The sequence below is a fragment of the Mycolicibacterium wolinskyi str. Jessa 2025 genome, from assembly GCF_049241375.1.
In the GTDB taxonomy this organism is placed as follows: domain Bacteria; phylum Actinomycetota; class Actinomycetes; order Mycobacteriales; family Mycobacteriaceae; genus Mycobacterium; species Mycobacterium wolinskyi.
The window spans coordinates 3316504-3336507 of the sequence record NZ_CP185960.1 but is presented as its reverse complement, the minus strand read 5'-3'; the positions used below and the strand labels follow the sequence as shown (position 1 = coordinate 3336507).

19 protein-coding genes and 1 riboswitch are annotated in these 20004 nt (G+C 67.9%); all 19 genes read left to right on the top strand.

Annotation, left to right across the window (positions count from 1 at the left end; all coding sequences use genetic code 11):
• Positions 1-88: 88 nt before the first annotated feature.
• A riboswitch (glycine riboswitch) is annotated at positions 89-180 on the top strand.
• Between the two features lie 198 nt (positions 181-378).
• The 19 genes from gcvP to ACOI2T_RS16300 all read left to right on the top strand — a co-directional run bounded on the left by gcvP (position 379) and on the right by ACOI2T_RS16300 (position 20003).
• Positions 379-3174, top strand: coding sequence for an aminomethyl-transferring glycine dehydrogenase (gcvP, locus tag ACOI2T_RS16390; RefSeq protein WP_421877323.1), 2796 nt, complete (start codon positions 379-381; stop codon positions 3172-3174).
• The gene (gene gcvT / locus ACOI2T_RS16385; RefSeq protein WP_409505393.1) at positions 3171-4286 is read left to right on the top strand and encodes a glycine cleavage system aminomethyltransferase GcvT; all 1116 of its coding nucleotides are present in this window, start codon (positions 3171-3173) and stop codon (positions 4284-4286) included. Before gcvP ends, gcvT begins: the two co-directional genes overlap by 4 nt.
• 14 nt (positions 4287-4300) lie before the next feature.
• Entirely contained in the window at positions 4301-4705 is a 405-nt protein-coding gene (gene gcvH / locus ACOI2T_RS16380) for a glycine cleavage system protein GcvH (protein ID WP_409505392.1), read from the top strand.
• The gene (gene glyA, locus ACOI2T_RS16375) at positions 4702-5970 is read left to right on the top strand and encodes a serine hydroxymethyltransferase (protein WP_409505391.1); all 1269 of its coding nucleotides are present in this window, start codon (positions 4702-4704) and stop codon (positions 5968-5970) included. The genes gcvH and glyA overlap by 4 nt, the downstream gene beginning before the upstream one ends.
• A 2-nt stretch (positions 5971-5972) precedes the next feature.
• Positions 5973-7355, top strand: coding sequence for an L-serine ammonia-lyase (locus ACOI2T_RS16370; protein ID WP_409505390.1), 1383 nt, complete (start codon positions 5973-5975; stop codon positions 7353-7355).
• Positions 7356-7416: 61 nt separating this feature from the next.
• Positions 7417-8265: a pyridoxal 5'-phosphate synthase lyase subunit PdxS gene (gene pdxS, locus ACOI2T_RS16365; protein WP_421874179.1), complete on the top strand. Its 849-nt coding sequence runs from the start codon at positions 7417-7419 to the stop codon at positions 8263-8265.
• 3 nt (positions 8266-8268) lie between these two features.
• Positions 8269-9192, top strand: a complete 924-nt coding sequence (gene lipA, locus ACOI2T_RS16360) for a lipoyl synthase (RefSeq protein ID WP_409505388.1) — start codon at positions 8269-8271, stop codon at positions 9190-9192.
• A complete protein-coding gene (gene lpdA / locus ACOI2T_RS16355) occupies positions 9189-10556 on the top strand; it encodes a dihydrolipoyl dehydrogenase (protein ID WP_409505387.1) in 1368 nt (455 codons plus the stop codon). The genes lipA and lpdA overlap by 4 nt, the downstream gene beginning before the upstream one ends.
• A 19-nt stretch (positions 10557-10575) precedes the next feature.
• Complete coding sequence (locus tag ACOI2T_RS16350; RefSeq protein ID WP_409505386.1) at positions 10576-10965, top strand: nitroreductase/quinone reductase family protein; 390 nt, start codon at positions 10576-10578, stop codon at positions 10963-10965.
• A 1-nt stretch (position 10966) separates the two neighbouring features.
• Positions 10967-11299 (top strand): TfoX/Sxy family protein, encoded by a 333-nt coding sequence (locus tag ACOI2T_RS16345; RefSeq protein ID WP_085150574.1) that lies wholly within the window; start codon positions 10967-10969, stop codon positions 11297-11299.
• A 40-nt stretch (positions 11300-11339) separates the two neighbouring features.
• Positions 11340-11999, top strand: coding sequence for an endonuclease (locus tag ACOI2T_RS16340; RefSeq protein ID WP_409505385.1), 660 nt, complete (start codon positions 11340-11342; stop codon positions 11997-11999).
• A 76-nt stretch (positions 12000-12075) separates the two neighbouring features.
• On the top strand, positions 12076-12300 hold the full coding sequence (locus ACOI2T_RS16335) for a hypothetical protein (protein WP_409505384.1): 225 nt from the start codon (positions 12076-12078) through the stop codon (positions 12298-12300).
• Between the two features lie 15 nt (positions 12301-12315).
• Positions 12316-13191, top strand: a complete 876-nt coding sequence (locus tag ACOI2T_RS16330; RefSeq protein ID WP_409505383.1) for an oxygenase MpaB family protein — start codon at positions 12316-12318, stop codon at positions 13189-13191.
• A gap of 53 nt (positions 13192-13244) precedes the next feature.
• Positions 13245-13451 (top strand): hypothetical protein, encoded by a 207-nt coding sequence (locus ACOI2T_RS16325; RefSeq protein WP_409505382.1) that lies wholly within the window; start codon positions 13245-13247, stop codon positions 13449-13451.
• A 104-nt stretch (positions 13452-13555) separates the two neighbouring features.
• Positions 13556-14125, top strand: coding sequence for a hypothetical protein (locus tag ACOI2T_RS16320; protein WP_409505381.1), 570 nt, complete (start codon positions 13556-13558; stop codon positions 14123-14125).
• A gap of 8 nt (positions 14126-14133) precedes the next feature.
• Positions 14134-14862 carry a DUF72 domain-containing protein gene (locus ACOI2T_RS16315; RefSeq protein WP_409505380.1) on the top strand — a complete coding sequence of 243 codons (729 nt, stop codon included), beginning with the start codon at positions 14134-14136 and terminating at the stop codon, positions 14860-14862.
• An 11-nt stretch (positions 14863-14873) separates the two neighbouring features.
• Entirely contained in the window at positions 14874-16100 is a 1227-nt protein-coding gene (locus ACOI2T_RS16310; protein ID WP_409505379.1) for an NAD(P)/FAD-dependent oxidoreductase, read from the top strand.
• 157 nt (positions 16101-16257) lie between these two features.
• Positions 16258-16866 (top strand): hypothetical protein, encoded by a 609-nt coding sequence (locus ACOI2T_RS16305; RefSeq protein WP_409505378.1) that lies wholly within the window; start codon positions 16258-16260, stop codon positions 16864-16866.
• Complete coding sequence (locus ACOI2T_RS16300) at positions 16866-20003, top strand: helicase HerA domain-containing protein (protein WP_409505377.1); 3138 nt, start codon at positions 16866-16868, stop codon at positions 20001-20003. Before ACOI2T_RS16305 ends, ACOI2T_RS16300 begins: the two co-directional genes overlap by 1 nt.
• Position 20004: the final 1 nt, after the last annotated feature.

The following is a 20004-nucleotide window of genomic DNA, read 5'->3' as shown; positions in this document are numbered from 1 at the left end:
GCCCTGCGTGTTCGAAAGTTGTTGCACGCCAACGGTTTGCAACATCGCGTCGATCATGTAGGGTGTGGTGAACAACTCAATACGCCGTTGACCCGCAGCGGGAGAATCCTCCAATCCGGAGGCGCCGTAGGAGCAACTTCCTCCCCGGGAATCTCTCAGGCTCAATACCGCTGCGTCGAGGCAACTCTGGAGAACAGTGCCGATTTTCCGGCACTTACCGAAGGTGTACAGCGCAACCGCGCCCAGACTCTCAGGTTTCAGGACAGAGCGGGGAGGTGTCCCAGTTGACGTCCGGCCCCCGGACGCTACCGAAACCGGAGTCACCTCGTGAACTTCCCCGCCCGCCATATCGGCCCCGACGCCCGCGAGACAGCTCACATGCTGCGCCGCCTGGGCTACCGCGATCTCGATCAGCTCATCGATGCCGCGGTGCCCGACCAGATCCGCATCACCGAACCGCTGGATCTGCCGGCCGCCCGCGATGAGGACCGCGTCCTGAGCGACCTGCGTACGCTGGCCGACCGCAATCGGCCGCGCGTGCAGATGATCGGCCTGGGCTACTACGACACCGTCACGCCCGCCGTCCTGCGCCGCAACATGCTCGAATCACCGGCCTGGTACACCGCATATACGCCGTACCAGCCGGAGATCTCCCAGGGCCGGCTCGAGGCGCTGCTGACGTTCCAGACGATGATCCAGGACCTCACGGCACTGCCGATCGCCGGCGCATCCCTGCTCGACGAGGCCAGCGCCGTGATGGAAGCGGTGCTGCTCATGCGACGCGCCAACAAGACGAAGTCCAGCCGCGTGATCCTCGACGCCGAGTGCCTGCCGCAGACGATCGCCCTCGTGCGCGGCCGCGCCCGAGCGGTGGGCATCGACGTCGAGGTCGCCGAACTGTCGGACGGCCTACCCGAGGGTGACGCGTTCGGTGTGGTGCTGCAGGCCCCGGGGGCCAGCGGCGTGGTGCGGGACCTGGCGGAGCTCATCGCCGACGCCGCCGCCCGCGGAATGCTGACAACCGTTGCGGCCGATCTGCTTTCGCTGACGCTGTTGCGCGCACCCGGTGAGCTGGGCGCCGACATCGCCGTCGGGTCGGCACAGCGGTTCGGTGTGCCCCTGTTCTTCGGCGGTCCGCACGCCGGTTACCTGTCGGTGCGCGCCGGACTCGAACGCATGCTGCCCGGCCGACTTGTCGGGGTCTCTCTGGATGCCGAAGGCAAGCCGGCCTACCGCTTGGCGCTGCAGACCCGCGAGCAACACATCCGCCGCGACAAGGCCACCAGCAACATCTGCACGGCACAGGCTCTGCTGGCCAACGTCGCCGCGATGTACGCCGCCTACCACGGCCCGGACGGCCTGCGCGCCATCGCCACTCGCATTCACCGGCACGCCTGCGCCATCGCGGCCGGTCTGCGCGCGGCCGGGCACGATGTTGTCCACGAGCGGTTTTTCGACACGGTCCTGGTGCGCACCCGCGGTGCGGCACAACGATTCGTCGCAGCCGCCGAGGCCGACGGCATCAACCTCAGGCTCGTCGACGCCGACCATGTCGGCATCGCGTGCGACGAACGCACGACCGACGACGTCGTGGCCCGGGTGCTCGCGGTGTTCGACGCATCCGTCCAGCCCGCCGTAACCACCGGATTCCCCACGGAACTGCTACGCACCTCGACCTACCTCCACCACCCGGTGTTCCACGAGCACCGGTCCGAGACGGCGATGCTTCGCTTCCTGCGCGAGCTTTCCGACAAGGACCTCGCCCTGGACCGCACCATGATTCCGCTCGGCTCGTGCACGATGAAGCTCAACTCGGCCGTCGAAATGGAGCCGATCAGCTGGCCCGGCTTCGCCGGTATCCACCCATACGCACCGGCCGAGCAGACCGAGGGATACCTGGCGCTGATCGCCGACCTCGAGGGTTGGCTCGCCGAAATCACCGGCTACGACCGGGTTTCGCTGCAGCCCAACGCCGGGTCGCAGGGCGAGCTGGCCGGGCTGCTGGCCATCAAGGCCTATCACTCCGCACGCGGCGAATCCCACCGCGACGTCTGCCTGATCCCCCAATCCGCACACGGCACCAACGCCGCATCGGCAGTGCTCGCGGGCATGCGGGTCGTGGTGGTCGGGACGGCGGCCAACGGCAACATCGACATCGCCGACCTGCGGGCCAAACTCGCCGCCCATGACGGCTCGGTCGGCGCCATCATGCTCACCTACCCGTCCACCCACGGCGTGTACGAGAACGACATCACCACCGTGTGCGATCTGGTCCACGCGGCGGGCGGCCAGGTGTATGTCGACGGGGCCAACCTCAACGCCCTGGTGGGCCTCGCCAAGCCGGGCCGGTTCGGCGGCGACGTGTCACACCTGAACCTGCACAAGACGTTCTGCATCCCACACGGTGGCGGCGGTCCGGGCGTCGGCCCGGTGGCCGTGCGCGCGCACCTGGCGCCGTTCCTTCCGGGCGATCCCCTGTCCGAGGACGGGCCGGCACCCGTCTCGGCCGCGAACTACGGTTCGGCGGGCATTCTTCCGATCACGTGGGCCTACTTGGCGCTCATGGGCCCCGATGGCCTCACCGCTGCCACCAAGTCCGCGGTGCTGGCCGCCAACTACCTGGCCGATGCGCTTACCGAGCACTACCCGGTGCTCTACACCGGTCCGGCCGGACTCGTCGCGCATGAGTGCATCCTCGATCTGCGCGCCCTCACGAAGGCGACCGGAGTGACCGCCGAGGACGTCGCAAAGCGCCTGATCGACTACGGGTTTCACGCACCGACGTTGTCGTTCCCGGTGAACGGCACTCTCATGGTCGAACCGACCGAGTCGGAGAATCTCGCCGAGCTCGACCGGTTCATCGAAGCGATGATCGCGATCCGCCACGAGATCGACCAGGTCGGCTCGGGGGTCTGGCCGCTGGAGCAGAGCCCGCTGCGTCAGGCCCCGCACACCGCCGAACAGGTGACCGCACCCGACTGGGATCTGCCCTACGACAGGCAGTACGCGGTGTACCCGGTTGATGCGGTGCGCCGCAACAAATATTGGCCGCCGGTGCGCCGTATCGACGGCGTGCACGGGGATCGCAACCTGGTGTGTTCGTGCCCGGCCCCGGAAGCCTTCGAGATCACCGACGCCCCAGCCGTATCCGACCGTGAGGAAGTTTTCGCATGACCAGCACCGCACCAACCACCGCGTCACCGCTGCTCGGCGAGCACCGCGAACTCGGCGCGACGTTCACCGACTTCGCGGGCTGGCAGATGCCGCTGAAGTACGGCAGCGAACTGACCGAGCACCACGCGGTCCGCCGCACCGCCGGGTTGTTCGACCTGTCGCACATGGGCGAGATCGAGGTCAGCGGTCCGCAGGCCGGCGCGGCGCTCGACTTCGCGCTCGTGGGCGAGCTGTCCAAGATCGCGGTCGGCCGTGCAAAGTACTCGCTGATGTGTGACGCCGACGGCGGCGTGATCGACGATCTGGTGGTGTACCGTCTGGCCGACGAGCATTTCCTGATCGTCGCCAACGCGGCCAACGCGCCGACCGTAGCTACCGAATTCGCTATGCGGGCACAGGGTTTCGAGGCCACCGTGACGGATCGGTCCGGCGACACCGCGCTGATCGCGGTGCAGGGGCCTGCCTCGGCCTCGATCGTGCAGTCGCTGGCGCCCCAGCAGCTCGCCGACACCATCGCCGCGCTCAAATACTACGCGGTGACCACCGCCGAGGTGGCCGGTCTCGAGGTGCTGCTGGCCCGGACCGGCTACACCGGCGAGGACGGTTTCGAACTGTACGTACCCGCCGGGCACGCCGTGGCGCTGTGGCGGGCCTTGGCCGACGCGACCGCGGGTGCGGACGGGAGCCCAGCCGGCCTGGCGTGCCGTGACACCCTGCGCCTGGAAGCCGGCATGGCGCTGTACGGGCACGAACTGACCTTGGCGACCAACCCGTACGAGGCGGGCCTGGGCAAGGTCGTGCGGTTGACCAAAGACTTCGTCGGCCGCGATGCGCTGCAACGTCTTTCCGAGCAGCCCGCGCAGCGGACCCTGGTCGGGCTCAAAGGCGCCGGGCGGCGGGCCGCGCGCGCCGGATACTCCCTGCATCAGGCCGACAACGCCGAGCCGGTCGGTGTGGTGACCTCCGGTGCGCTCTCCCCCACCCTCGGATACCCGATCGCCCTGGCCTACCTCGACGTCCACCTCGCCGAACCCGGAACCGCGCTCACCGTCGACGTGCGCGGCAAACGGGAACCGTTCGAGGTCACCCCATCCCCCTTCTACCGCCGCTAGCCGAGAGGAAACCGATGTCTGCCACCCCCATTCCCGACGACCGCAGCTACACCGAGGAACACGAGTGGGTACTCATCGCACCCGGTGCCGCCGTGCCCGACGAGCCGGTGCGGATCGGTATCACCGCCGTCGCCGCGCAGGCCCTCGGCGATCTCGTGTACCTCGACCTGCCCGAGGTGGGTGCGACCGTGACGGCCGGCGAGGTCTGCGGCGAGGTCGAATCCACCAAGACGGTCTCCGAGCTCTACCCGCCGGTCAGCGGTGAGGTCACCGAGGTGAACACCGCGGCCATCGACGACCCGAGCCTGGTGACCTCCGATCCCTACGGCCAGGGCTGGCTGTTCGCAGTCGTCCCCACCGACACGGCCGTGCTTCTCACCGCCGCCGAATACGCTGACAAGAACGGAGTTCCGGCATGAGCGTGCTCAATGACCCCCTGGTCGAATTCGATCCCGAGATCGCCGAGGCGATCGACCTCGAACTGCAGCGCCAACGCGTCGGGCTCGAGATGATCGCCTCGGAGAACCATGCCCCGCTTGCGGTGATGCAGGCGCAGGGTTCGGTGCTCACCAACAAGTACGCCGAGGGATATCCGGGGCGGCGCTACTACGGCGGATGCGAGCACATCGACGTCATCGAACGGCTCGCGATCGGCCGGGTCAAGGAGTTGTTCGGCGCCGAATTCGCCAATGTCCAACCGCATTCGGGCGCGCAGGCCAACGCGGCCGTCATGCATGCGCTGATCAAGCCGGGCGACACCATCCTCGGGCTGTCGCTGGACTGCGGCGGCCACCTCACCCACGGCATGCGGCTGAATTTCTCCGGCAAGCTCTACAACGTCGCGGCCTACGGCGTCTCCCCGTCCGACTACCTCATCGACATGGACGAGGTCGCCAGGATCGCACGGGAATGCAAGCCGCAGTTGATCATCGGCGGCTGGTCGGCCTACCCGCGCCAGCTCGACTTCGCGCGCTTCCGGGAGATCGCCGACGAGGTCGGCGCCTACCTGATGGTCGACATGGCCCACTTCGCCGGTTTGGTGGCCGCGGGCCTGTACCCTTCGCCGGTGCCCCACGCGCACGTCGTCACCTCGACGACCCACAAGACACTCGGCGGTCCGCGCGGCGGGATCATCCTGACCAACGAGGCCGAACTGGCCAAGAAGCTCAACTCGGCGGTGTTTCCCGGTCAGCAGGGCGGCCCGCTCGAACACGTCATCGCCGCCAAGGCCGTCGGCTTCAAGATGGCCGCGCAGCCCGAGTTCGCCGAACGTCAGCAGCGCGTCCTGCGGGGCGCCCGGATCCTGGCCGACCGACTGAGCCAGCCCGACGCCAAAGAGGCCGGCATCACCGTGCTGACCGGCGGCACCGATGTGCACCTCGTGCTGGTCGATCTGCGTGACGCGGCGATCGACGGCCAGCAGGCCGAGGACCGGCTCGACGCGATCGGTATCACGGTCAACCGCAACGCCGTGCCGTTCGATCCGCGGCCGCCGATGGTCACCTCGGGCCTGCGGATCGGTACGCCGGCGCTGGCGGCCCGCGGGTTCGGCGATGACGACTTCAGCCGTGTCGCCGACCTCATCGTCCGCGCCCTGGTCGCGGCACCGGGCGCCGACGTCAGCGATCTGGCCGCCGGGGTCCGCGCGCTCGCCGACAAGTACCCGCTCTACCCGGGACTGTAATCATGACCATCAGCGTGTTCGAGCTCTTCTCGGTCGGCATCGGGCCGTCGAGCTCGCACACCGTGGGACCGATGCGGGCGGCCGCGCGATTCGCCGAGGATCTCAGCAGGGACGGGCTGATCGGCGAGGTCGCCGCTGTCGATGTCGATCTGTACGGTTCGCTCGCGGCCACCGGGGGCGGCCACGGCACGATGCCGGCGATCCTGCTGGGTCTCGAGGGGTACCAGCCGGAAACGATCGAAACCGACGAGATGGAACGCCGCCTGCGGGAACTGCGCACCAGTGGGCGCATCAACCTGGGCGGACGCGTGCCGATTGCGTTGGCGGAGGACGACATCCGGCTGCATCCGCACACCGTGCTGCCGCGCCACCCGAACGGGATGACCATCACGGCGTACGACGGCAGCGGGCGCGAGGTGGGATCGGAGACATACTTCTCGGTGGGCGGCGGGTTCGTGGTCAGCGCATCCGAACCCGAACAGAACCGGAGTGCGTCGCACAACGCATGGTCGTTCGGCTCGGCGGCCGAACTGCTCGATCTGGCCGACCGGCACGGCCTGCCGATCAGTGCCGTGATGCTCAATCACGAGATGGTGACGCGGTCTCAGCCCGAAATCCGCGAGCGGCTGCTACACATCCGCGACGTCATGGCGGCCTGCCAGCGTCGCGGTATCACGCGTGACGGCGACCTGCCCGGAAACCTGCGGGTGCGCCGCCGCGCCCGCGACTGGTACGAGCGACTCGACGCCGAAGACCCGAACCGGGACCCGGCGTTCGCCGAGGACTGGGTCAACCTCGTGGCGCTCGCGGTGAACGAGGAAAATGCCTCGGGCGGAAGGATTGTCACGGCACCGACCAACGGCGCCGCCGGCATCATCCCCGCGGTGCTGCACTACGCGCTGCACTACACCGCGGCAGGAAAGTCCGATCCGGACGGCACCGCAGTGGCGTTCCTGCTCACCGCCGGCGCCATCGGCTCGCTCTACAAGGAGCGCGCGTCGATCTCCGGCGCCGAGGTCGGATGTCAAGGCGAGGTCGGCTCGGCCGCGTCGATGGCCGCCGCCGGCCTGGCCGAGATCCTCGGTGGCACACCGCAACAGGTCGAGAACGCCGCCGAGATCGCGATGGAACACAGCCTGGGCTTGACGTGCGACCCGATCGGCGGGCTCGTGCAGATCCCGTGCATCGAACGCAACGCCATCTCGGCGGGCAAGGCCATCAACGCCGCGCGCATGGCTCTGCGCGGTGACGGGACGCACCGGGTGACGCTCGACCAGGTGATCGAAACCATGCGCTGCACCGGGCTGGACATGAGCGCCAAGTACAAGGAGACCTCGACCGGTGGCCTCGCCGTCAACGTGTCGGTGAACCTTGTCGAGTGCTGAATCAGATTGAGGGAGAATCATAGTGAGCAATGAGACGGGTACCGCGCGGGTTAAGCGTGGTATGGCTGAGATGCTCAAGGGCGGCGTGATCATGGACGTCGTCACTCCCGAGCAGGCTCGCATTGCTGAGGGTGCGGGCGCGGTCGCTGTGATGGCGTTGGAGCGGGTGCCTGCCGACATCCGCGCCCAGGGCGGGGTGTCGCGGATGAGCGATCCCGACATGATCGAGGGCATCATCGATGCGGTCACCATCCCGGTGATGGCCAAGGCCCGCATCGGCCATTTCGTGGAGGCCCAGATCCTGCAGAGCTTGGGTGTGGACTATGTCGACGAGTCGGAGGTGTTGACCCCGGCCGACTACACCAACCACATCGACAAGTGGAAATTCACCGTGCCATTCGTGTGCGGGGCGACCAATCTGGGTGAGGCGTTGCGCCGGATCACCGAGGGCGCGGCGATGATCCGTTCCAAGGGCGAGGCCGGCACCGGCGATGTCTCCAACGCGACGACGCACATGCGCAAGATCGGCGGCGAGATCCGCCGGCTGACCTCGATGAGCGAGGACGAGTTGTATGTGGCGGCCAAGGAACTGCAGGCACCCTATGACCTCGTGGTCGAGGTGGCGCGGGCCGGCAAGCTGCCGGTCACGCTGTTCACCGCCGGTGGCATCGCCACCCCGGCCGATGCGGCGATGATGATGCAGCTCGGCGCCGAGGGGGTGTTCGTCGGGTCGGGCATCTTCAAATCCGGCAACCCCGCGCAGCGGGCGGCCGCGATCGTCAAGGCCACCACGTTCTACGACGATCCCGATGTGTTGGCCAAGGTGTCACGCGGTCTGGGCGAGGCCATGGTCGGCATCAACGTCGAAGACATCGCCCAGCCCCACCGCCTCGCCGAACGCGGCTGGTAGCCGATGACCGTCATCCCACCGGGCCGCCGCATGCTGCGGCTGGAGGTCCGTAACGCCGCGACGCCGATCGAACGCAAGCCGCCGTGGCTCAAGACCCGTGTCCGCACCGGCCCCGAGTACCGCGACCTCACCGCGCTCGTCGAGCGGGAGAACCTGCACACGGTGTGCCAGGAAGCCGGTTGTCCCAACATCTTCGAATGCTGGGAGGCCAGGGAGGCCACGTTCCTGATCGGTGGCGACCAATGCACGCGGCGCTGCGACTTCTGCCAGATCGACACGGGACGGCCCGCGCCGCTCGATCGCGACGAGCCGCGCCGCGTCGCCGAATCGGTGGCCACGATGGGATTGCGGTATGCGACCATCACCGGCGTCGCACGTGATGACCTGCCGGACGGCGGCGCGTGGCTGTATGCCGAGACGGTCCGCGAAATCCACCGCCGCTGTCCGGGCACCGGGGTGGAACTGCTCATCCCCGACTTCACCGGCCGCCCTGACCAACTCGCCGAGGTATTCGACTCGCGGCCCCAGGTGCTCGCCCACAACCTCGAAACCGTGCCACGGGTGTTCCGCCGGGTTCGCCCCGGATTCAGCTATGCCCGCTCGCTGCAGGTGATCACCAGTGCTCGGGACGTCGGACTCATCACGAAGTCCAATCTCATCCTGGGTCTGGGCGAAACACCCGACGAGGCCGTACAAGCGCTGCACGACCTCCACGAGGCGGGTTGCCAATTGGTGACCATCACGCAGTACCTGCGCCCGAGCCCGCGCCACCATCCGATCGCGCGATGGGTCGCACCGGACGAGTTCGCCGAGCTCGGCGGCATCGCCCGAGACATCGGATTCGCCGGTGTGCTGTCCGGTCCACTGGTCCGGTCGTCGTACCGCGCCGGCCAGCTCTACGCCCAAGCCCAGAAGGAGATTTCATGACTAGCACGTCGGCAGACGTCGTCGTTCTCGGCGGCGGTCCGGGCGGATATGCCACCGCACTACGCAGCGCCCAGCTGGGGCTGTCGGTGATCCTCATCGAGGAAGGCGAGGTCGGTGGGACGTGCCTGCACCGCGGCTGCATCCCCACCAAGGCCCTGCTGCACGCCGCCGAGATCGCCGACAATGCCCGGGCGGCAGCACAATTCGGGGTGCACGCCACATTCGACGGCGTCGACCCGCAACAGCTGCACGCCTATAAGGACAGCGTGATCGCGCGCCTACACAAGGGGCTGCAGGCCTTGCTGCCCGCGCAGGGTGTCACGGTGGTCAACGGTCACGGCCATCTCACCGGACCGAACACCGTCGACGTCGCCGGCCAGACAGTCACCGGCGGCGCCATCGTGCTCGCGACCGGCTCCGCACCGAAACCGCTACCCGGAATCGAGACCGGTGACCGGGTGATCACCAGCGACGAGGCGCTCGAGCTGCGGTCGATCCCGCAGCGTGCGGTGATCCTCGGCGGTGGTGTCATCGGCGTCGAATTCGCCAGCCTGTGGGCATCATTCGGCACCGCGGTCACCGTCGTCGAAGCCGAGCCCCGGCTGGTCCCGCACGAGGACGAGACCGTCTCCAAGCACCTCGAACGTGCCTTCCGCCGCCGCAAGATCACCGCCAAGACCGGCGCCCGCGTCACCGGTGTCGACCAGACGGACGAGGGCGTGACAGTCACCCTCGAGAACGGCGCTGTGATCGAGGCCGACCTGCTGCTGGTCGCCGTCGGACGCATACCGCGCACCGATGGGCTGGACCAGGCTGGCATCACGCTCGAACGCGGCTTCGTCGTCACCGACGACCGGCTGCGCACGACGGTGCCCACCGTGTACGCCGTCGGTGACATCGTGGCGGGCACCCAACTCGCGCACCGTGCCTTCCAACAGGGCATCTTCGTGGCCGAAGAACTCGCGCAACGCAATCCGGACCCGATCGACGAGACCGGTATTCCCCGCGTCACCTACTCGCGCCCCGAGATCGCCTCCGTCGGCCTCACCGAGGCCCAGGCGCGAACCCGGTTCGGCGACAACGTCGAGACGGCGAGCCACGACCTCGCGGGCAACGGTAAGAGCCAGATCCTCAAGACATCGGGCACGGTGAAACTCGTCCTCGCCCCGTCCGGCGCGGTGGTCGGCATTCATCTGGTCGGCGAACGCGTCGGCGAACTGATCGGTGAAGCCCAGCTGATCTACAACCTGCAGATCAAGCCGGGCGAGGCGGCCAAGTTCGTGCATGCGCACCCGACGCAGAACGAGGCGCTCGGCGAGGCGCTGATGGCTGCTGCCGGAATGCCGCTGCACGGCCACGGCTGACCGCATAGATTGGGGCGGCATGATCGATCTCACGGATCTGAAACGCCGCATCGTGCACGGCACCCAGGGCCGCATCGTCAATCCTGTCGGCAGGCAGCTACCGATCACCATGCTCGAAACGATCGGCCGCAAGTCCGGTCAACCCCGCCACACCGCAGTCGGCGGAAGGGTGATCGACAACCAGTTCTGGATGGTGTCCGAACACGGCGACCGCTCGCACTATGTGCTCAACATCAAGGCGAATCCCGCTGTGCGGGTGCGGGTCAACGGCAAGTGGCGCACCGGTGTCGCCCACCTGCTGCCGGACGACGACGCGGTGGCCCGGTTGAAGGAGCTTCCCACGGTCAACAGCGCGGTGGTCCGGGCCATGGGCAGCAATCTGCTGACCATCCGCGTGGACCTCGACTGACATGGCCTTCGACCCCGAACTCGCCGACCGCATACGCGAATTGATCGCCACCGAACGCGGCGTCGACGAGAAGCGGATGTTCGGCGGGCTCGCGTTTCTGGTCAACGGCAACATGTCGGTGGCCGCGACCCGGGAGGGCGGCCTGATGGTGCGGGTGCCGATCGAGGAATCGGCACAACTGCTGCGCCGGGACCATGTCGAGCCGATGGTGATGGGCGGCCGGGAAATGCGCGGCTGGTTGCGCGTGGGCACCGACGGCCTGAAGACCAAGCGGCAACTACAGGGCTGGGTCACCCGAGGGGTCGGCTTCGCCAAGACGCTGCCGCCCAAGTGAAGAGGTTTCCACCGCAGGACAGCCGGGTAGGCGCAGTGACATGTCGACCACGCAGCGGGATCTGGCTCGCCGGCTGCTGAGCGCCGCCGGGCACACCTACGCCGAGCAGGCAGGCATCCGGATGGCCGACAAGCCCATGCCGCTGTTCGAACTGCTCGTGCTGTGCATGCTGGCGAGCAAACCGATCGACGCCGGCATCGCCACCCAGGCCGGCCGCGAACTGTTCCGCAGTGGGCTGCGCACACCACATGCGGTTCTCGGCGCCGAGCGGCGCGACATGATCCGGGCCTTCGGCCGCGCGCATTACGTGCGGTACGACGAAAGCTCGGCCACCCGACTGACCGAGATCGCCGCGACGGTCGATGACCACTACCGTGGTGACCTGCGGCGGCTCGCCGACGCGGCTGAGCGCGACACCGCCGCCGCGAGACGACTTCTCAAAGAGTTCAAGGGAATCGGTGACACCGGCGCCGACATTTTCCTGCGCGAGGTACAGGACACCTGGACGTGGGTAAGGCCGTTCTTCGACGACCGTGCGCTGGGCGCCGCACGCGACCTCGGGTTGCCCGGCGACCCGGCAGCCTTACAGCGGCTGGCACCTGGCAAGACAGCGCGGCTGGCCGCGGCCCTGGTCCGTGCGTCGCTGGACGACGAGCTGCGTGCCGCACTGTTACGACCACCCGCCCACGCCACCGCCTGAGTTCGACCGTTTACCACCATGCGGGCAGAATCGTCATTAACATAGGGGCGCCTGGCAAGAAGGGTGGCACTGGTACATGCTGACCGCGGTACGAAAAGTTCTGAGCTTCCAGATGACGATCGCCGAATGGATCGGCACGGCGATCATCCTGGCGGTCCCCTATCTGATCATCGGGATGGTCTGGTCGCTGACCCATACCGAGCACCTGCACGGGATGAGCCGGGCCGATGCAGTGGTGTCGTTCCTCGGCTCCATCGTGTCGTGGCCGGTCCTGCTGTTCACCAACGTCTGCATGAGTTGACGGGACGAGCCGCGCATGTCTGTCGGGGACACCACACACGCCAACCGAATCTCGGTCACCAGACGCACCGCACGGTGGGATGACGGCCCCGTCACCGTCGCCGACGCCATGGATTTCTGGGCCTTCGCCGCCGGGGCCGCGAACGTCATCATGCAGCTGTCCCGACCCGGCGTCGGGTACGGCGTCGTCGAGAGCAAGGTCGACTCCGGCAATCTGCTCAAGCACCCGTGGAAACGGGCCCGCACGACCTTCCAGTACCTCGCCGTGGCCATCCTCGGCCGCCCTGAAGACCGGAAAGCCTTCCGCGACGCCGTCGACGTGGCCCACCGCCAGGTGAGGTCGGGTCCGGCAAGTCCGGTGCGGTACAACGCGTTTGACCGCGACCTGCAGATGTGGGTGGCGGCCTGCCTGTTCGTCGGGTTGGAGGACACCTACCAGCTGCTGCGCGGCGCGATGACGGCCGAACAGGCCGAACAGTTCTACGCCTCCGCCGCCACGCTCGGCACCACGTTGCAGGTCAGTGCCGAGCAGTGGCCCGCCACGCGCGCCGAGTTCGACGCCTACTGGAACACCGCATGCGAGCAGGTCGACATCGACGACGTGGTCGCGCGCTACCTGCACGATCTGGTGAACCTCAAGATGATCAACCCACTGCTGGGCCTGCCGTTCCGGCCGCTGCTGAAGTTCCTCACCGCGGGCTTTCTGGCCCCGGTTTTCCGCGATGCGCTGGGCCTCGGCTGGGGCCGCGGCCGTCAACGGCTGTTCGAATGGCTTTTTCTGTTGGTCGCGTTCGGCAACCGGTTCCTGCCGATCTTCATAAGGCAGGGCGGCAGCTTCCTGCTCCTGGCGGACGTGCGCCGCCGGGTGCGCACCGGCAAGCCCCTGATCTGAGCGGCGTCGGCAGCATGCGACGGATCCTGAGCCGGAAAGTCAGCCTCGAGCAGATGATCGAGACAGCGCTGTGGCTCGCGCTCTCCTACATCGTGATCGGCCTGCTGTGGACGTTCTTCCATCCCGAGCAGGTGCAGTTGATCGAATCCGAACTGCTGACCCGCATACCGGCGGGAGCCAACCTTATGGCTTTCGGTCAGGTCACGCTGTTGTGGCCGCTGCTGTTGGTCGGCGGCGACATCTGCGTGGCGGCGGCCTGAGAACCGCAACCTGGCCGCCACGTTCACCGCCAGTCAGAAATTCTGGACGCTACCGTCATCGCGGCAGCCGCGGTTGGCTAGGGTCAGGCGCCGTGAAAGCTTGCATGGCGATACGAACGGCGGTCCTCGTCGCGGCGACGGCGACCCTCGCCGCGTGTACCTCCGGCACGGTCGTCAACACCGGCGACACTCCGCAGCAGACCGCGCCGCCCACGTCGGCGCCGGTGCCGCAGTTCGGCACCGCGAACCTGGTGAACGCCGCCGACTATGCGGCACCGGTGGACGGCCGCACGGCCTATTACTTCAGCACCCCGAGCGGACGCTGGCACTGCGCGATCCTGCCCCGCGACCGCGCCGGTTGCGAGTCGGCGGACGGCTTGAACTCCGGTATCGGCATCACCGGAGCACCCGACGTCATCGTCGACGGCGAGCCCACCACGCCCAACGCGATCGTCGTGGACCGCGATCACGACGCCGCGTTCGTGGTGCTGCCGCAGACGCAGTTCTCGCTGGACACCGCGGCGGTTCTGCCGTTCGGCAAAGTGCTTGCGGTGGCGGGTTTTCGGTGCAATGTGCAGGAGGAGCACGGGGTGTCGTGCGTGCGGGAACTCACCGGCAAAGGTTTCACCTTCTCCGGCGACGGTTACACCCTGCAGTACACCGACGTCCCTTAGCGAGGCTCATGATCCGGATCGGCACCTCGGGGTGGTCCTACGACCACTGGAACGGCGTGCTCTACCCGCCCGGCACGCCGACCGCGAAGCGGCTCGACCGATATACCAATGCCTTCGACACCGTCGAGCTCAACGCGAGCTTCTACCGCTGGCCCAAAGACACGACCTTCGCCGGCTGGCGGCAACGGCTACCCGACGGTTTCACGATGTCGGTCAAAGCGCACCGCGGTTTGACGCACTACCGCCGGTTACGCTCGCCCGAACCCTGGATCGAGCGGTTCGAGCGCTGCTGGACCGAACTCGGTAACCGCGGCGAAGCCCTTCTGGTGCAACTCCATCCCGCCATCGAACGCGACGACGATCTGCTCGCCGGGTTTCTGACGGCGATGCCCGACCGCATCCCGGTGGCGATGGAGCTGCGACACCGATCCTGGAACGATCCGGCCGTGTACGCGCTGTTGCACGCGCATCGGGCCGCGTACGTGGTGATGAGCGGGCCCGGCCTGGTGTGTGAACCGGTCGCCACGAGCGATCTGGTGTATGTCCGCCTGCACGGACCCGAACAGGGCGCGATGTATGCCGGCTCCTATCCGGATGAGCAGTTGCGATGGTGGGCCGAAAAGATCGGGCAGTGGGATGCCGACGGCCGTCGCGTCGTCGTGTACTTCAACAACGACCTCGGCGGTCACGCCGTGCGGAACGCCGGAAAGCTCAAGGAGTTCCTGGCGCGCGAGTAGGCTGAGTCGGCATGACAACTTCGTCCACATTCGCGATCATCGGTGGCGGCCTCGCCGGCGCCAAGGCTGCTGAAGCGCTGCGGGACAACGACTTTGACGGCCATGTCGTGTTGTTCGCCGCGGAGGACAAGCTGCCCTACGAGCGGCCGCCGCTGTCCAAGGAATATCTGGCCGGCAAGAAGAGGCTGGCGGATTTCACCGTCGATCCGGCTGCGTGGTACCGCGACCACAATGTCGAACTCCGGCTGGGCACCGAGGTCACCGCCGTCAACCCCGCCGACCACACCATCACCCTGCCCGACGACAGCACCGTGAGCTACGACAAGTTGCTGCTCGCCACGGGCTCGGCGCCGAAACGCCCGACCATACCCGGCGCCGACGCGGCAGGCGTGCACTATCTGCGCACCATCGACGATGCCGCCGCCCTGAATTCCGCACTGACGGAAGGTTCTTCATTGGCGGTCGTCGGCGCAGGCTGGATCGGCATGGAGGTCGCCGCCAGTGCCCGTCAGCGGGGCGTGAACGTCACGGTCGTCGAAACCGCTCGTCTTCCTCTGCTCGGTGCGCTCGGCGCCGAGGTCGGTGAGGTGTTCGCGCGCCTGCACCGCGAGCACGGCGTCGACCTACGCCTCAACGAGACCGTGCAGGAGATCACGACCAGCGGTGGGACCGCCACCGGACTGCGACTCGGGGACGGGTCCACCGTTCCCGCCGATGCGGTGCTGGTGGCGGTGGGCGCGGCGCCCAACATCGGCCTGGCCGAACGCGCCGGCCTCGCGACCGCCGACGGTGGCGTACTCGTCGACGCCGCGTTGCGCACGAGCGATGCCGACATCTATGCGGTCGGTGACATCGCCGCCGCGCAGCACCCGCTGTTCGGTGTGCGTATCCGCACCGAGCACTGGGCGAACGCGCTCAAGCAGCCCGCCGTGGCCGCCGCCGGAATGATCGGCAGAACGGCCGAATACGACGACCTGCCGTATTTCTTCACCGACCAGTACGACCTCGGCATGGAGTACGTCGGCCACGCCCCCAGCTACGAGCGTGTCGTGTTCCGCGGCGATGTCGCGGGCCGCGAATTCGTCGCGTTCTGGCTCGACGCCGACAATCGGGTGCTCGCCGGCATGAACGTCAATGTGTGGGATGTGCTCGACGACGTCAAAGCCCTGATCCGGTCGCGTGTCGCCGTCGACCCCGAACGTCTCGCCGACACCGGCCAACCACTCGACGCCGGGTAGCTGTGCAGGCAAAACGCACGCACTGCGAATGCGAGTGCGGTTCAACAATATTGTCGTCACCGTAGCGGTCGGCTGTAACGTGCAGGAGGCGCCGTGGCGCGGCGCGCAGAGCGAAGCCGCGCCAGAATGAGCCGACAGTCAGGAAGGTGAGTCTGCAGTGAACGTTGCCCCCGACGAGCTGACCGGCACCGAACAGGCGGTACTCCTGGTGTTGATGGCCGAGTCGCGACCCGTGCCCAACCCGGAACTGGAACGCCTGGGCCCCAAGCTCGACAAGCCGGGTCGGGTTCGGCTCAACGAGCTGCGCTTGATCGAAACGACGACCGGCAGGCCCCTCGTGCACGAGCTGACCGACTCCGGCTGGGCACTGTGCCGCGAATTGCTCGGCGCAGGCGCCCCGGCCCGCTCCTCGGGCCAGGGCAGGGCGCTCTACACCGTGCTGAATTCTCTCGGCCGCTACTTCGACCGAGCCGACCTCGCCCCGGCTGACGTGTTCCTGCCGCCCGCTCAGGCCGAAGAGCAGTTACGGACCGCCTACACCCGGCTGGCCGCCCGGCCCGGTGGCTGGGTAAGCCTTGTCAGCCTGCGTGAAGCAGTGCCCGGACTGGCCCGCGCCGAGGTGGACGCGGCGCTGGTGAATCTGTACCAGCAGCCGGGCGTCAGTCTCATCCCCGAGGAGAACCAGAAGGTGCTGACCGCCGCCGACCGGGCCGCCGCCGTACAGATCGGCGACCAGAACAAACATCTGATGGCGATCGAGTCCTGATGGAACTACAAGAACGCGAAGCACTCAGCGCGCTGCGCCTCACGTGGGCGCCGACCGCCGACGATCTGTGGCATTCACAGGGCGCCCTGCACGTCGGCGGACTGCACGACCGGCCGATGGCCGACGTCATGGCCGCATTCGGCGATGCCGCGCGCGACGCCGATTCCAGCCCGCTCGGCGTCGTGGTGCGCGGGCCCGCCGGCTCGGGCAAGACCCATCTGCTCGGCCAGGTACGCGAACAGGTGCAAACCGCCGGCGGATTCTTCTTCCTGGTCGAACTTCTCGACGCGGCCAGCTTCTGGCAGTCGGCACGCGCCGGGATCCTGGAGAGCCTCGGCAGGCCCGGCTCGGAGCGCGAAACCCAGCTCAAGGATCTGCTGTGGGAGCTGTCGTCGATCGCCCACATCTCCCGGGCCAACCGCAGGGCGATCATCGGCGACGACGAGCTGACACCCGACGTCCTCACCGATTTCGTCAACGCACTGCACAAGGCGCGTCGCCAGACCGTCAAGCGGGCCCACCACACGTTGCGCGCGATGGTGCTGCTCGCGGCAACCGATCTCGACCTGCAGGACATCGGCGAGGCGTTCCTCACTGCCAACGACGACTTCGGCCGCGGCGAACGCGACGTGTGGGGTCTGCCCGCACCGAGTCTCACGCCGCAGGAATCGGTACGCGACATCTCGCGGCTGATCGCATTGGCGGGACCTGCCGTACTGGCGCTCGACCAGATCGACACGCTGTTGGCGCAATCGCCCGAACGCACCGACAACGCCGGAGACCAGTCCGAGTCCGACAACCGCGACCTGGAGCACGTCGCGCACGGGCTGATGTCGGTGCGGCAGACGATGCGCCGCACCGTGCCGGTGGTGGCCTGCCTGCCCGCCGCCTGGGAGGCGATCCAGGACCGGGCGACCGCCACCGTGCAGGACCGGTTCCGGGCCACCGGGCTGTTGCAGGGTTTGCCGACCCCGGACGTCGGCCGCGCGATCCTGGAGCGCCGATTCACCGCCAGCTACAGCGCCGTGGGTTTCACCGCGCCGTACCCGAGCTGGCCGATCCTGCCGTCGGCGTTCGACGAGGCGACGCAGTACACGCCGCGGCAGCTGCTCAAGCGGGCCGACGCGCACGTGCGTCGCTGCCTCGAACGCGACACCATCGAGGAGCTCGCGCGGCTGACCGGTGAGGTCGCCGAGCCGCACGAACCGAACGCGGGTGACACGCCGCGCGGCGACACCGGCGAACTCGACCGCCGGTTCGCCGAGTATCGCCGGCGCGCGGTGCCTGCCGCGGCGCTGGATCCCGACGGTGAGGACACCACGATGCCCGGCCTGTTGTCGGCCGCGCTTGAGGCCTGGATCACCGAACTCGGTGAAGCCGAACAGGCATTCCGCCCCGATCCGCCGCCCGGCCAACGCGTCGTGCTGCACGCCCGGCTCCGGCAGAGCCTCGATGCCGCCACCGACGACGAGCGGCACTGGGCGTTTCGTGCGGTGTCGTCGGGCAACGCCGTCGCGGTCCAGAACCGCATCCGGAAGGCTTGGGAGGCAACGGGTTCCAACCCGGACCGACGCAGGCTGTTCCTGTTACGCAACAACCCATGGCCCAAGGGCGCCAAGACGGCCGCGATGATCGCCGAGTTCGAGTCGGCGGGCGGGCGCGTCCTTCCGATGAGCGACGACGATCTGCGCACGATGACGGCGCTGCGCGACCTGATCGCCGACAACCACCCCGATCTGCCCGAGTGGTTGCGAAAGCGCAGGCCCGGCCACGGGATCGCGCTGCTTCGCGCCGCGCTCGGCGACGTCGCGGGCGACGAGCCGCCTCCGGTGCCCGAAATCGTCGACGTGCCGGTCCATGACGAGGAACCGGCCCCGCTCGTGGTCGACCACTCGCCGACCGCGGTCACCCTTGGCGTCGACGCGACCACCGGGCAACCGGTCTCGGTCGACCTGGCCGCGCTGCGCAAGCACACCGCGATCTTCGCCGGATCTGGCTCAGGCAAGACCGTGCTGATCCGGCGGCTCGTGGAAGAGTGTGCGCTGCGCGGTGTTTCGTCGATCGTGCTCGACCCGAACAACGATCTGTCGCGGTTGGGCAGCCGGTGGCCCGAGCCGCCACCCGGCTGGAATCCTGCCGACGACGCACGGAGCGACGAGTACCTGTCCAACACCGAGGTGGTGGTGTGGACGCCGCGCCGGGCGACGGGGCGGCCGTTGGCGTTCCAGCCGCTGCCCGATTTCGCCAGTGTGCTCGACGACGCCGACGAGTTCTCCGACGCCGTCGAATCCGCGGTCGCTGCGCTGGAACCACGTGCACTCATCGTCGGAAACACCGCCAAGGCCAACCGGTCCCGAGCCGTTCTGCGGGAGGCATTGCGGTTCTACGGCGCCGGGCGTTCGGTGACGTTGAGTGGTTTCATCGATCTGCTGAGCAACCTGCCCGACGGCGTCAGCGCACTGGGCGGTGCGCATAAGCTGGCCGCCGAACTCGGCCAGAACCTGCGTGCCGCAACGGTCAACGACCCGTTGTTCGGCGGCGCCGGCACCGCGGCCGATCCGGGTGTCCTGCTGAGCCCGTCACCGGGTTATCGCGCGCGGGTGTCGGTGATCAGCATGGTCGGCCTGACCAACGAGCAACAACGCGAAGGCTTCGTCAACCAGTTGCAGATGGCGTTGTTCGCATGGGTCAAACGCAACCCGGCGGGCGATCGACCGCTCGGCGGGCTCCTCGTGATGGACGAGGCGCAGAACTTCGCGCCGTCGACCCACATGACTGCCTGTACCCACAGCACGCTGGCGTTGTCATCGCAGGCCCGCAAGTACGGGCTCGGTCTGGTGTTCGCGACACAGGCTCCGCGGGGTCTGCACAACCACATTCCGGGTAATTCGGCCACCCAGTTCTACGGGCTGCTGAACTCCCCCGCCCAGATCGCGGTGGCCAGAGAGATGGCCCGGGTGAAGGGCGGCCTGGTGCCCGACATCAGCCGGCTGCGCTCCGGCCAGTTCTATCTGGCATTGGAGGGCAACGCATTTCACAAAATCCAGACGCCGTGGTGTCTGTCGTTCCACCCGCCGAGCCCACCGACGACCGATGAGGTGCTGACCCTCGCGCAGCGGGAGCTGGCCGCGCGGTAGG

Coding starts and splice junctions, on each gene's coding strand:
- gcvH (WP_409505392.1), top strand. CDS start 4,301: ATGTCTGCCACCCCCATTCCCGACGACCGCAGCTACACCGAGGAACAC.
- ACOI2T_RS16370 (WP_409505390.1), top strand. CDS start 5,973: ATGACCATCAGCGTGTTCGAGCTCTTCTCGGTCGGCATCGGGCCGTCG.
- gcvT (WP_409505393.1), top strand. CDS start 3,171: ATGACCAGCACCGCACCAACCACCGCGTCACCGCTGCTCGGCGAGCAC.
- ACOI2T_RS16345 (WP_085150574.1), top strand. CDS start 10,967: ATGGCCTTCGACCCCGAACTCGCCGACCGCATACGCGAATTGATCGCC.
- gcvP (WP_421877323.1), top strand. CDS start 379: ATGCTGCGCCGCCTGGGCTACCGCGATCTCGATCAGCTCATCGATGCC.
- ACOI2T_RS16335 (WP_409505384.1), top strand. CDS start 12,076: ATGCTGACCGCGGTACGAAAAGTTCTGAGCTTCCAGATGACGATCGCC.
- ACOI2T_RS16325 (WP_409505382.1), top strand. CDS start 13,245: ATGATCGAGACAGCGCTGTGGCTCGCGCTCTCCTACATCGTGATCGGC.
- ACOI2T_RS16320 (WP_409505381.1), top strand. CDS start 13,556: ATGGCGATACGAACGGCGGTCCTCGTCGCGGCGACGGCGACCCTCGCC.
- ACOI2T_RS16300 (WP_409505377.1), top strand. CDS start 16,866: ATGGAACTACAAGAACGCGAAGCACTCAGCGCGCTGCGCCTCACGTGG.
- ACOI2T_RS16330 (WP_409505383.1), top strand. CDS start 12,316: ATGTCTGTCGGGGACACCACACACGCCAACCGAATCTCGGTCACCAGA.
- lipA (WP_409505388.1), top strand. CDS start 8,269: ATGACCGTCATCCCACCGGGCCGCCGCATGCTGCGGCTGGAGGTCCGT.
- glyA (WP_409505391.1), top strand. CDS start 4,702: ATGAGCGTGCTCAATGACCCCCTGGTCGAATTCGATCCCGAGATCGCC.
- ACOI2T_RS16315 (WP_409505380.1), top strand. CDS start 14,134: ATGATCCGGATCGGCACCTCGGGGTGGTCCTACGACCACTGGAACGGC.
- ACOI2T_RS16310 (WP_409505379.1), top strand. CDS start 14,874: ATGACAACTTCGTCCACATTCGCGATCATCGGTGGCGGCCTCGCCGGC.
- lpdA (WP_409505387.1), top strand. CDS start 9,189: ATGACTAGCACGTCGGCAGACGTCGTCGTTCTCGGCGGCGGTCCGGGC.
- pdxS (WP_421874179.1), top strand. CDS start 7,417: ATGGCTGAGATGCTCAAGGGCGGCGTGATCATGGACGTCGTCACTCCC.
- ACOI2T_RS16340 (WP_409505385.1), top strand. CDS start 11,340: ATGTCGACCACGCAGCGGGATCTGGCTCGCCGGCTGCTGAGCGCCGCC.
- ACOI2T_RS16350 (WP_409505386.1), top strand. CDS start 10,576: ATGATCGATCTCACGGATCTGAAACGCCGCATCGTGCACGGCACCCAG.